The sequence below is a fragment of the Streptomyces caeni genome (assembly GCF_042678285.1).
GTDB classification, from domain to species: Bacteria; Actinomycetota; Actinomycetes; order Streptomycetales; family Streptomycetaceae; genus Streptomyces; species Streptomyces caeni.
On sequence record NZ_JBHUDX010000073.1, the window covers coordinates 35,546 to 47,885 of the forward strand.

At 72.7% G+C, this 12,340-nt stretch carries 7 protein-coding genes; 2 read left to right on the top strand and 5 right to left on the bottom strand.

What is annotated here, in order from left to right; translation table 11 throughout:
• Position 1 precedes the first annotated feature (1 nt).
• The 3 genes from ACFSL4_RS24985 to ACFSL4_RS24995 form a co-directional block, all read right to left on the bottom strand.
• Positions 2-1,852 carry an acetolactate synthase large subunit gene (locus tag ACFSL4_RS24985; RefSeq protein ID WP_381087120.1) on the bottom strand — a complete coding sequence of 617 codons (1,851 nt, stop codon included), beginning with the start codon at positions 1,850-1,852 and terminating at the stop codon, positions 2-4.
• A 230-nt stretch (positions 1,853-2,082) separates the two neighbouring features.
• On the bottom strand, positions 2,083-5,256 hold the full coding sequence (locus ACFSL4_RS24990; RefSeq protein WP_381087123.1) for a putative bifunctional diguanylate cyclase/phosphodiesterase: 3,174 nt from the start codon (positions 5,254-5,256) through the stop codon (positions 2,083-2,085).
• A 344-nt stretch (positions 5,257-5,600) separates the two neighbouring features.
• The gene (locus tag ACFSL4_RS24995; RefSeq protein WP_381087125.1) at positions 5,601-6,542 is read right to left on the bottom strand and encodes a 2-hydroxyacid dehydrogenase; all 942 of its coding nucleotides are present in this window, start codon (positions 6,540-6,542) and stop codon (positions 5,601-5,603) included.
• Positions 6,543-6,618: 76 nt separating this feature from the next.
• Between ACFSL4_RS24995 and ACFSL4_RS25000 the strand changes: the two genes are divergently transcribed.
• Together ACFSL4_RS25000 and ACFSL4_RS25005 are read left to right on the top strand one after the other, a co-directional pair.
• The gene (locus ACFSL4_RS25000; protein WP_381087128.1) at positions 6,619-7,617 is read left to right on the top strand and encodes an aldo/keto reductase; all 999 of its coding nucleotides are present in this window, start codon (positions 6,619-6,621) and stop codon (positions 7,615-7,617) included.
• A 107-nt stretch (positions 7,618-7,724) separates the two neighbouring features.
• Positions 7,725-8,888, top strand: a complete 1,164-nt coding sequence (locus tag ACFSL4_RS25005; RefSeq protein ID WP_381087131.1) for a PQQ-dependent sugar dehydrogenase — start codon at positions 7,725-7,727, stop codon at positions 8,886-8,888.
• Positions 8,889-8,903: 15 nt separating this feature from the next.
• On the opposite strand, the gene ACFSL4_RS25010 is transcribed toward ACFSL4_RS25005, so the two are convergent.
• Both ACFSL4_RS25010 and ACFSL4_RS25015 read right to left on the bottom strand, forming a co-directional pair.
• Entirely contained in the window at positions 8,904-9,098 is a 195-nt protein-coding gene (locus ACFSL4_RS25010; RefSeq protein ID WP_381087134.1) for a DUF6191 domain-containing protein, read from the bottom strand.
• A 36-nt stretch (positions 9,099-9,134) separates the two neighbouring features.
• Positions 9,135-12,212 (bottom strand): helix-turn-helix transcriptional regulator, encoded by a 3,078-nt coding sequence (locus ACFSL4_RS25015; protein WP_381087137.1) that lies wholly within the window; start codon positions 12,210-12,212, stop codon positions 9,135-9,137.
• Positions 12,213-12,340 lie beyond the last annotated feature (128 nt).

Sequence of the window (12,340 nt, forward strand, 5' to 3'; positions counted from 1 at the left end):
CTCAGTCGTCTTCGTTGTCGCCGAAGTCGGGGCGGACGTCCCGCGCGGCCATGATCTCGTCGTTGGAGGTGCCGGCGGCGACCATCGGCCACACCATCGCGTCCTCGTGGACGATGAAGTCGACGACGACGGGCCGGTCGTTGACGGCGTTCGCCTCCTGGATGACCTTGTCCAGGTCGTCCGGGGACTCGCAGCGGATCGCGTGGCAGCCCATGGCCTCCGACAGCTTCACGAAGTCGGGCACGCGGGTACCGGCACTCGGCTGGGTGCCGTCCGCCTCGGGACCGGAGTGCAGCACCGTGTTGGAGTACCGCTGGTTGTAGAAGAGGGTCTGCCACTGGCGGACCATCCCGAGGGCGCCGTTGTTGATGATGGCGACCTTGATCGGGATGTTGTTCAGGGCACAGGTGGTCAGCTCCTGGTTGGTCATCTGGAAGCAGCCGTCGCCGTCGATCGCCCAGACCGTGCGGTCCGGGGCGCCGGCCTTCGCGCCCATCGCGGCCGGCACCGCGTACCCCATCGTCCCGGCGCCGCCGGAGTTGAGCCAGGTGGCGGGCCTGTCGTACTGGATGAAGTGCGCGGCCCACATCTGGTGCTGCCCGACGCCCGCCGCGAAGATCGTGCCCTCGGGCGCGAGCCGGCCGATGCGCTCGATGACCTGCTGCGGGGAGAGCGTGCCGTCCTCGGGCAGGTCGTAGCCGAGCGGGTACGTCTCGCGCCAGCGGTTCAGGTCGTTCCACCAGGCGGTGTAGTCGCCCTTGTGGCCCTCGCTGTGCTCCTTCTGGACGGCCTGGATCAGGTCGGCGATCACCTCGCGGGCATCGCCGACGATCGGCACGTCGGCGATGCGGTTCTTGCCGATCTCGGCGGGGTCGATGTCGGCATGGACGACCTTGGCGTACGGGGCGAAGCTGTCCAGCTTGCCGGTGACGCGGTCGTCGAAGCGGGCTCCGAGGGCGACGATCAGGTCGGCCTTCTGCAGCGCCGTGACGGCGGTGACCGAACCGTGCATGCCCGGCATCCCCACGTGCAGCGGGTGGCTGTCGGGGAATGCGCCGAGCGCCATCAGGGTGGTGGTGACGGGCGCTCCGGTGAGTTCCGCGAGGACCTTCAGCTCGGCGGTGGCGTGCGCCTTCAGGACGCCGCCGCCGACATAGAGGACGGGCCGCCGGGCGGAGGTGATCAGCTTGGCGGCCTCACGGATCTGCTTGGCGTGCGGCTTGGTCACCGGACGGTAGCCGGGCAGGTCCATGACGGGCGGCCAGCTGAAGGTGGTCTGCGCCTGGAGGGCGTCCTTGGCGATGTCGACGAGGACGGGGCCCGGGCGGCCGGTGGAGGCGATGTGGAACGCCTCCGCGATCGTCCGGGGGATGTCCTCGGCGCGCGTCACCAGAAAGTTGTGCTTGGTGATCGGCATCGTGATGCCGACGATGTCCGCCTCCTGGAAGGCATCGGTGCCGATCGCCTTGGAGGCGACCTGGCCGGTGATCGCGACCAGCGGCACCGAGTCCATGTGGGCGTCCGCGATCGGGGTCACCAGGTTGGTGGCACCGGGGCCCGACGTCGCCATGCAGACGCCGACCTTGCCGGTGGCCTGCGCATACCCGGTGGCCGCGTGGCCCGCGCCCTGCTCGTGCCGCACCAGCACGTGGCGCACCCGCCGGGAGTCCATCAGCGGGTCGTACGCCGGAAGGATCGCACCGCCGGGAATACCGAATACCGTCTCGGCGCCGACCTCCTCGAGAGAGCGGATGAGGGACTGCGCACCCGTGACGTGCTCGGGGGCGGAGTGCTGTCCTCCGGATCGGGGCCGCGGCTGCGGATGGTGGGCCCCGGTGGCCTGCTCGGTCATCGGCATTCTCTTCTCGATGCTGAGGGTTTTGGCGAAGTTCGGGCGTTGTACGGCTGGTGCCTGTGCAACAAAAAACCCCTCGTGCCATGAGGCAAGCGAGGGGAGCGCGCCGGGTGTGGTCGCTGGGGGTTCCGGTGCATGTCCGGTCGGTCCAGCTCAGCCGACGCGCTGTCCAAGTACGAGAATTCGGGTGCGCATGGCACTGACCCTCCCCCCGCACGCCGCCGATGTCAAGTTGGTGGGACGGGAGTCTCATTATGTGAGCGTAGAACCGCTCCGCCTCCGAAGACGGCAGCCACACCGCTGGTGTACACCCCTGCGCCACCGCCGGCGAACGCCGGCTCCGCCGGGCCGTACGGCACCGGATAGTGGCCGGATGTCAGCGCCCGGCGCAGCCGGTACTCGTCCAGCGGACCGGAGAACGCCATGCCCTGGCCATGGGTGCAGCCCATCGCGCGCAGAGCGACGACCTGCTCGGGCAGGTCCACGCCGTCGGCGACCGACTGCAGCCCGAGGTCGGTGGCGATGCGCAGCAGCCCACTGGTGATCTTGTGCAGCCGTGCCGACTCGACGACCCCCTCGACGAGACCGCGGTCCAGCTTCAGGACGTCGACGGGCAGCCGGCGCAGTGCCGTGATGGCCGCACAGCCGCTGCCGAGGCCGTCCAGGGCGACCCGCACCCCGATCCTGCGCAGGGCCCCGAGCCTGCGCTCCAGATCGTCCAGGGAGATCCTCGGTTCGACGCCCGACAGCTCGATCAGGAGAGCGCCCGAGGCCAGGCCGTGCCGGGTGAGCAGGGCCTCCACCGAGCCGAGCGGCAGGGACCGGTCGAGGAGGCGGCGGGCGCTCATCCGGACGGCGACGGGCACGGCGAGCCTGGTGGCCGTGCGCTCGGCGGCCTGCTCGACGGCCTTCTCCAGCGTCCAGCGCCCCAGCTCGGCGGTCCTGTCGCCGTCCTCGGAGACGCGCAGGAACTCCTCGGGCGTGAAGACCACCCCCTGGGAGGAGCGCCAGCGCGCCTGGGCGCTGACCGATGCGATCCGGCCGTCCGCGAGAGACACCACGGGCTGGTGCAGCAGGGTGAACTCGCCTTCCTGCAGGGCGGACCGCAGCCGGGTGACCAGCTCCGTCCTCCGTACGGCGTCCTGCTGCATCTGGGGCCCGTACAGCTCGACGCGGCCCTTGCCCGCGGCCTTGGCCCGGTACATGGCGAGGTCGGCGTTGCGCAGCAGCTCGCCCGCGTCCAGGCCGGGCTCGGAGAAGGCCACACCGATGGACGCGGCGACCCGGACATCGTTGCCGTCGATGTCGTAGGGCTGGGAGAGGGTGACCCGTAGCCGGTCGGCGAGTTCGAGGATGTGGCGTTCGCGCGCCGCACGGTCGCGGGTGCCGTCGCCGACGATCAGGGCGGCGAACTCGTCCCCGCCGAGACGGGCGGCGGTGTCGCCCTGCCGCACCGCGTCCTGGAGTCTGCGGGCGGCCTGGACGAGCAGCTCGTCCCCGGCCTGGTGCCCGATCGTGTCGTTGACGGCCTTGAAGCCGTCGAGGTCGATGAAGAGGACGGCGGTGCCGCGGTCGGAGACGCGGCGGCCGGACAGCGCCTGCCGGACGCGCCTGGTGAACAGGGCGCGGTTGGGCAGGTCGGTGAGCGGGTCGTGCTCGGCGTTGTGCTGCAGCTGTGCCTGCAGCCGCACCCGCTCCGTCACGTCCCGGCTGTTGAAGATGAGGCCGCCCTCGTGGCGGTTGACGGTGGACTCGACGTTGAGCCAGCCGCCGGCGCCTGACCTGAAGCGGCACTCGATGCGGGTGGTGGGCTCCTCCGCGTGGCCGGCGGTGAGGAAGCGGCGCACTTCGTGCACCACGCAGCCGAGGTCCTCCGGGTGGATGAGCGCGGCGAGCTCGGTGCCCACGAGTTCCTCGGCGGGCCGTCCGTAGACGCCGGCGGCGGCCGGCGATACGTACCGGAGGATGCCGTTGGGGGCGGCGATCATGATGACGTCGCTGGAGCCCTGCACCAGGGAGCGGAAGTGGTTCTCCTTCTGCGCGAGTTCCTGGGTGAGTGTGATGTTGTCGAGCAGCATGATGCCCTGGCGCACGACGAGCGCGAGCACCACGGCGCCCGCGGTGATGAGCACCACGCGGTCGACCCGGTGGCCGTTGAGGACGTTGTAGAGGATCCCCAGGGTGCAGACCGCGGCCGCCAGGTAGGGCGTGAGCGCGGCCAGCGATCCGGAGATGGGGCGCGTGGCCGGATACCGGTCACGGTCGGGATCCTGCGGCAGTCCGCCGGCGGGGGCCGGGTCCGGGGCGGGCGGATGCGGGCACCCTCCCCGGTGGTCCTCTCCGCGCGGTGCCGTCTGCCGCCGGCCCGGTACGTGCTCGTGCACCACGCGCGTGTGGCCCCCGCCGTCCGGCCGCCCCGGCCGGGGGCCGACCCAGGGGGCATAGGCGAGGAGGAGCGAGCCGGAGAACCATCCCGCGTCCAGCAGCTGGCCGGAGTGGTAGCTGCTGTGCAGCAGCGGCGAGGTGAAGAGGGCGTCGCACAGCACGGTCAGGGCGAGCGCGCCGATGGCGGTGTTGACCGCGGAGCGGTTCACCGCCGAGCGCCGGAAGTGCAGGGCGACCACCATGCTGATCAGGGCGATGTCCAGCAGCGGGTACGCGAGCGAGAGCGCGGTGTGTGCCACGCTGGGGCCCTCGAACGTGGCCGCTTGGGCGAGCGCGAGGCTCCACGAGAGGGTGAGCAGCGAGCCGCCGATGAGCCAGGCGTCAAGCACGAGACATACCCAACCCGCCTTGGTGACGGGCCTTTTGGCGAGCACGAGCAGTCCTATGATGGCGGGCGGAGCGAAACAGAGGAAGAACAGGTCGGCGCAGCTGGGCGAGGGGACGGGACGGTCGAGGACGACCTCGTACCAGCCCCAGACGCCGTTGCCGAGCGCCGTCATGGCGGAGGAGAGCGAGAACAGCAGCCAGGCGGGTCGAAAACGGCCCTGACGGCTGCGCGCGTGGAAAAAGCACGAGACCGACGCGGCACCCGCAGCCGCGCTCAACCCGAAGTCCCCCATGAAGAGCGCGAGCCCTCGGGAGCCCCAGCCGAGCTCGGAACCGACGGCGTAGGCCGCGCACACCAGGGCCACGGCGAGCGGCGGCACCGGGCTCGTCCGGTTCCTCCGCGCCGAACGCCGGGCCAGCAGCGCTCCCGGGGAACTCACCGGGCGCTCCCGGTCCGGGGCACCGCCGCCTCCCGCCGGTCGCGGCGCACTGGGTGGGCAGGCATCTTGCGGCCGCCGGGCCGGCGGTGGTGATGGAGACGACCGCCCTGGCCGCCGTGACCGCGTCTGCGTGTCGCCGCTCGCCAGAGTCGCCGCCCGCGGCCTCGCCGCGTCGGATGGTTGGTCCATGGGCCGTGCATCGCCGTCGCCCCCCTCGCGTGTCTCAAAATTCCATCCCCGGCGCCGAACCGTCGCGGCGCCACCCCTGTCGGGACGATACACCAGTCTCGTCACTCAGGGACATAGTCTCTCTACGCTCCGTGACGAACAGGGGAGTTGTGCGCACATACCGCGTACGAGGGACTGCGGAGTGTGCCCGAGGCGCGGGCGGAGCGAACGGGATTCGACGTATGCGCCGGTGGTGCGACCGGAGGCCGGCCGAGGCAGGGGGCGCGGGCATGGCTGGAAACGTGCGCCGCGCAGGTCTTCCCACGCCTGCCGCTTCTTTGTGCGCCCGCCCGCGCCCACCCCCGTCATGAGCCGGTCGTCCGCACCACGTTCTCCAGCGGTTCTCCCCGTGCGAAACGGTTCAGCTGGGCGCTCAGGAGGCGCTTGGCCCGGGGCCAGAACGCCGAGGTGGGACCGCCCACATGAGGGCTGATCAGAACTCCCGGCGCGTGCCACAGCGGATGGCCCGCCGGCAGCGGTTCGGGGTCGGTGACGTCCAGGGCGGCCGTGAGCCGGCCGGTCTGCAGCTCGGCCAGCAGCGCCTTGGTGTCGACGACACCGCCGCGGGCCATGTTGACCAGCAGCGCACCGTCCTTCATACGGGCCAGGAACTCCGCGTCGACCAGGCCCCGCGTCGCATCCGTGAGCGGCGTGACGAGCACCACGACATCGGCGCCGGGAAGAAGTTCGGACAATCGGGAGACGGGATGCACAAGGCCGCGTGCCGTCTCCCGCTCGCGGCGCGCGACGCGCGCCACCCGCGCGAGTTCGAACGGTGCGAGCCGGTCCTCGATGGCGGCGCCCACGGACCCGTATCCGACGATGAGGACGGACTTGTCGGCGAGTGCCGGGCGGAACCCGGCCCGCCACTCCTCGCGATCCTGCCCTCGGACGAAGTCGGGGATGCCGCGCAGCGAGGCGAGGATCAGCGCCAGCGCCAGCTCGGCGGTGCTGGCGTCATGCACCCCCGCCGCGTTGCACAGCCGCGCCCCCCTGGGCAGCAGGCCGAGGCCCGGCTCGACGTGGTCGATGCCGGCGGAGAGGGTCTGCACGACGCGGACGGATGTCATCGCGGACAGGGGACGCAGCGCGACCTCGCCGCTCTTCATATAGGGCACGACGTAGAACACGCAGTCGGCGGGGTCGGCGGGAAAGTCCTCGTCACCGTCCCAGAAACGGTAGCCGAGGCCCTCCGGGAGTCCCTCTATCTCTTCGGCGCGGAACGGGAGCCACACATCATCGGTCATGGTCGGGAGGCTATGCGAAGGACCCCGCACCCCATTGGTTAGTTTGGGACGCCGGGACGAGGGAGGACACGGCCAGGTGGAGCGCAGGACGATCGGCGCGGCAACGCTAGAAGTGGGGGCCGTCGGACTGGGATGCATGCCGATGAGCTGGGCGTACTCCGGTTCGCGGCAGCGGGGCGACGAATCGCTGCGGACGGTGCACCGGGCACTCGATCTGGGGACGACGCTGCTCGACACGGCCGACATGTACGGGCCGTTCACCAACGAGCTGCTGGTCGGCCGGGTGCTGAGGGAGCGGCGCGCCGAGGCGTTCGTGTCGACCAAGGTGGGACTGCTGGTGGGCGAGCAGCACATCGTGGCCAACGGCCGCCCCGCCTATGTGAAGCGCGCCTGCGACGCGTCGCTGCGGCGGCTGCAGACGGACGTCATCGACCTGTACCAACTGCACCGCGCGGATCCTGAGGTCCCCGTCGAGGAGACGTGGGGGGCCATGGCGGAGCTGGTGCGGGCGGGCAAGGTGCGGGCGCTGGGGCTGTGCGCGGTGGGTGCACGGGGCGGGCGGCGGACGGGGACTCGGCTGTACGACGGCACGATCCGGCAGCTGGAGCGGGTGCAGCAGGTGTTCCCGGTGAGCGCGGTGGAGGCCGAGTTGTCGGTGTGGTCCGCGGAGGCGCTGGACACACTGGTGCCCTGGTGCGCGGCGCGCGGGATCGGCTTCCTGGCGGCGATGCCGCTCGGGAACGGCTTCCTGACCGGCACACTCACGCCGGGCGAGGGCTTCGAGGCGGACGACCTGCGCGCCCGGCACCCCCGCTTCACGGCCGAGATGATGGCGGCCAACCAGCCGATCGTGGCGGGGCTGCGCCGGGTGGCGCACCGCCACGGCGAGGACGTCACGCCCGCCCAGGTGGCACTGGCCTGGGTCCTGGCGCAGGGGCGGCACGTGGTCCCGGTGCCCGGCGCCAAGCGGGGGCGGTGGGTCGAGGAGAACGCGGGCGCGGCCGGGCTGCGGCTGACGCCGCAGGACCTGGCGGAGCTGTCCGGGCTGCCGCCGGCGCAGGGGTCGTGGGACTGACCGGGCCGGACAACGGTGGATGCGGCGGGTTCCGGCCGTCGTGGGGAGCCCCGCGGGCGCGAGCGGTGTAGGAAGGGAACAAGCCCCGCGTCGAAGGGACCTGGAACGTGCACCATCGAGCTGTGTGGGCCGTGTCGGCCGCGACCGCGCTCCTGCTGACGGCCGGCTGCTCGTCCGGCGGAGGCAACACGCCGGACGGCGGCAGGAGTGTCTCGTCGACGGGCACGGGAACGGCGTCGCCGTCCTCCGGGTCGCCGGCCGAGGAGACCCCGCCGGCGAGAGGGTCGGTCCGGGTGGTGCGTACGGTCGCCGGGAACCTCAGGACGCCCTGGGGCCTCGCCCCGCTGCCCGGCGGCGGGCTGCTGGTCTCCTCCCGCGACGACGGGACGATCACCCGGATCGACGAGAGGACGGGCAGGACGACGGAGCTGGGTTCGGTGCCCGGGGTCGCGGCCGCCGGCGAGGGCGGTCTGCTGGGCATCGCCCTCTCCCCCGGCTACGCCTCGGACCATCTGGTCTACGCGTACCTGACGACGGACTCGGACAACCGCATCGTGCGCATGCTGTACGACGCGAAGAAACCGGCCGGGCAGCAACTGGGCGCGCCGGACACGGTCTTCAAGGGCATCCCCAAGGGCCTCATCCACAACGGCGGCCGGATCGCGTTCGGTCCGGACGGCATGCTGTACGCGGGCACGGGGGAAACGGGCGATCGGGGTCTGGCTCAGGACAGGAAGTCGCTGGGCGGCAAGATCCTGCGCATGACCCCGGACGGACGGCCGGCCCCCGGCGATCCGTTCGTCGGCTCGCCCGTCTACTCCTATGGCCACCGCAACGTCCAGGGGCTGGCCTGGGACGGCAGGCAGCGGCTGTTCGCCTCGGAGTTCGGCCAGGACACCTGGGACGAGCTGAACGCGATCAAGCCGGGCGGCAACTACGGCTGGCCGGAGGCCGAGGGCCGCTCCGGCAATTCCGCCTACCAGAACCCGATCGCCCAGTGGCACACCGACGAGGCGTCCCCCAGCGGCATCGCCTACGCCGCGGGATCCATCTGGATGGCGGGCCTGCGCGGCCGGCGGCTGTGGCGCATCCCCTTGAAGGGGACCCAGGCCTCCGCGCCGCCGCAGGCGTTCCTGACCGGTGCGTACGGCCGGCTCCGCACGGTGGTCGCGGCCGGCGGCGACAAGCTGTGGCTGGTGACCAGCAACACGGACGGCCGGGGCAAGCCGTCGAAGAGCGACGACCGGATCCTGGAGCTGGAGGTGTCGTAGGGCGGGCGGCGCCGCTCAGGTCGCGTCGTCCTCGGGCTCGGCGGGAGCCGGACCGGGCAGACGGATGACCACCTTCCCCGACGCCAGGTCTATGGGTCCGCGGCCCGGGTCGCCTTCGGTCGTGTCCGCGCGGGTCAGTTCCAGGCGCCGCTTCTCGTCGTGGGTGTGCTTGCGGCCCGGTGCGAACAGTTCCTCGAACATGTTGAACACGGCGCCTCCTCGGCCCGGATCCCGACAGCCTATGCCCTACCCCGCCGCCTGGACAGCGGCCGTCTCGGGCGGGAACAGCCGCAGCCGGTGGGCCAGTGCCGCCGCCTCACCCCGGCCGGAGACACCCAGCTTCGCCAGGATGTTCGACACATGGACACTGGCCGTCTTCGGGGAGATGAACAGCTCCTCGGCTATCCCGCGGTTGCTGTGGCCGGCCGCGACCAGGCGCAGCACGTCCCGTTCGCGGCTGGTGAGCCCCAGGGACTCGGCCGGGTCGACGACGGCTGCCCGCTGGGCGGCGCACGTCAGTGTGAGACGGGCCCGCTGGGCCAGCAGGGCCACCGCCTCGGCGAGCGGCCGCGCACCCAGATGGTCGGCCACCGCACCTGCCAGCCGCAGCAGTTCCGCAGCGCGGTCCCTCGCATTCTCGTCGGCCCCGGCGGTCAGCAGGGACTCGGCGAGACGGTGGCGGACGCGGGCGAGGTCGTACGGGCGGTCCAGGGGTTCGAACGCGGTCACGGCGTCCGACCAGGCGCCGGGGTCCGCGCATCCCTCCGCGCGCATCAGCTCGGCGCGTACCCACCGTGCGTACGCCTGCCACACCGGCACGTTCGCGACGAGCGTCCTGGCGGTGTCCCGGATCCGCTCCAGGGCCTCGGTGCGGCCCGGCTCCGCGCCGGGCAGGCCCCGGGCGTCGGCCTCGGCGGCCGCGCCGGTGAGCAGCAGCGGCCAGCCGTAGCGCTGGGTGCCCGGAGGGAAACCGGCCGCCAGCACGCGGCGGAGGGCGGCGCGGGCGTCGGCGAGGCGCCCCTCGCCCGCGGCGATGGCGATCTCGACGCGGACCAGCGGCAGCTCGTGCTGCGGTGTCACGTCGTGTGTACCGAAGTACCCGCGAGCGGCGGCCAGTTGCCGCCCCGCCTCGACCAGGTCGCCCCGGGCGAGCGCGAGATGGGCGTGGATCGCGGCCCGGAGGCCACGGGGGCTGGCGCTGTTGCTGACGCGCTCGGCGTTGATGCCCGCCTCGGCGGCCTCGTCCCACCGGCCGAGGGTGAAGAGGGATTCGCCGATGTTGCCCCACACCCATGCCTCGGAGTCTCTCAGCCCCAGGTTCCGGGTGACCTCGACTCCCTGGCGGAGCACCTCGAGTGCCTCCCGGGAGCGGCCGATGCCGTCCAGGTGCGACGGCAGGTTCACATGGACGCGCCCCGTGACGGAGGCGTTGCCTGCGGCCGCCGCCTGCTCCTTGACCTCGTGTATCTCCGCGAGCCCGGTGTCGATGTCGCCCGACTCGACCATCAGCCCGCCGAGGGTGAGCCGTGCGTTCAGCTCGATGTCGCGAGCGTCCACCATGCGCGCGTACTCCACGGCGCGCTCGGCGGCCGTGACCGCCTCCGGACCCGGGACATGCACCATCGACCAGTTGGCGACCGCGGCGAGCACCTCGGCGTGCACCTCGGAGGGCGGCAGCCCGCGCACCAGCTCCTGGGCGGTGGCGAGCTCGTGCCGGCCGTCGCCGCGGGCCGTGTGCTGGACCAGCCGGGAGCGCTGCACCCAGAACCAGGCGGCGCGCAGGGGGTCCTTCTCCTCCTCCAGGAGACGCAGGGCCCGCTTGGTGATCTTCAGGGCGCGTTCCCGCTGCCCGCTCAGCCGGCCGGCGACGGCGGCCTCGGCCATCAGGTCGAGATAGCTCAGGGGTGTGGTCGCCGGGCCGCAGCCGCAGGCCGGATACGCCTCGGCGTAGTCGATGGGACGCAGGTCGGCCCGCACGGCGTCGGGGGCGACGTCCCACAGCTCCATCGCCCGCTCCAGCAGCCGCAGTTGCTCGGAGTGGGCGTGCCGGCGGCGGGCCTCCACGGCGGCGTGGAGGACGGCGGGCAGGGCCTTGGCGGCGTCGTGCGCGTGGTACCAGTAGCTGGCCAGGCGGGTGGCGCGCTGGTCGGCCGGCACGAGGGTGGGGCCGGCCTCCAGCACCTCGGCGTACCGCCGGTTCAGGCGGGAGCGTTCGCCGGGCAGCAGGTCGTCGCTGACGGCCTCGCGGACCAGGGAGTGGCGGAAGCGGTAGCCGTCGCCGTCGGGCGTGGCGAGCAGGATGTTGGCTCCGACGGCCGCGCGCAGGGCCTCGATGAGGTCGTCCTCTGCGAGCCCGGCGACGGCCGCGAGCAGGCGGTACTCGACGGTGGAGCCGCCCTCGGCCACGATCCGGGCGACGCGCTGCGCGATCTCGGGCAGTTTCTCGACGCGGACGAGCAGGAGGTCGCGCAGGGAGTCGGTGAGTCCCGTGCAGCAGCCCTCGTGGGCGGCCACCGCCAGTTCCTCCACGAAGAAGGCGTTGCCGTCGGAGCGGGCGAAGATGTCGTCGACCTGGGCCGCGTCCGGTTCGGCGGCGAGGATGCCGGCGATCTGGCGTTCGACCTCGGCGCGGGTGAACCGGGCCAGTTCCATGCGGCGGACCGTGCGGAGGCGGTCGAGTTCGGCGAGGAGGGGGCGCAACGGGTGGCGGCGGTGGATGTCGTCCGAGCGGTAGGTGGCGACGACGACCAGGCGGCCGCTGCGCAGGGTGCGCACCAGATAGGCGAGGAGGTTGCGGGTGGAGGCGTCGGCCCAGTGCAGGTCCTCCAGGGCGAGGACGACGGTGCGGCGGGCGGCGACCTTTTCGAGCAGCCGGACGGTGAGCTCGAAGAGACGGGCCATGCCCTCCTCGTCATCGCGGGGACCGCGGCGCGCCTCGCCCAGTTCGGGCAGCAGCCGGGCCAGCTCCTCCTCCTGCCCGGCGGCGGCCGCGGCGAGTTCCCCGGGAAGCTGCCGGCGCAGGGCGCGCAGGGCGGCGGAGAACGGGGCGAAGGGCAGCCCGTCGGCACCGATCTCGACGCAGCCGCCGAGCGCGACGACCGCGCCCGCGCGGGCCGCGGCGGCGGCGAACTCCTCGATCAGCCGGGTCTTGCCGACCCCCGCCTCGCCGCCGACGAGCAGCGCCTGCGGCTCTCCCCCCGTGCCGGACGCCCGGGCGGCGCCCCCGCCGGTGGCGCGGGCGAGCGCGTCGTGCAACACCCTGAGCTCATCGGCGCGACCGACGAACACGGGACTGACGGACCTGGTCTCCACGCCCCCGAGGATGACACGGGGGTCCGACAACGCGGCACCGAATATCGCCGGCCGGGTGCCCGGGACACCTCGCCGGGGCGCGATCCGTCCCGCCCTGTTCTCGGGCGCCGAACGCGGCACGGCGGCCGCGCCGGCCGATG

Bases quoted from the DNA above. Each gene is read 5' to 3' on its own strand.
- ACFSL4_RS24985 (WP_381087120.1), bottom strand. From the start codon at position 1,852: ATGACCGAGCAGGCCACCGGGGCCCACCATCCGCAGCCGCGGCCCCGA.
- ACFSL4_RS24990 (WP_381087123.1), bottom strand. From the start codon at position 5,256: ATGGACCAACCATCCGACGCGGCGAGGCCGCGGGCGGCGACTCTGGCG.
- ACFSL4_RS24995 (WP_381087125.1), bottom strand. From the start codon at position 6,542: ATGACCGATGATGTGTGGCTCCCGTTCCGCGCCGAAGAGATAGAGGGA.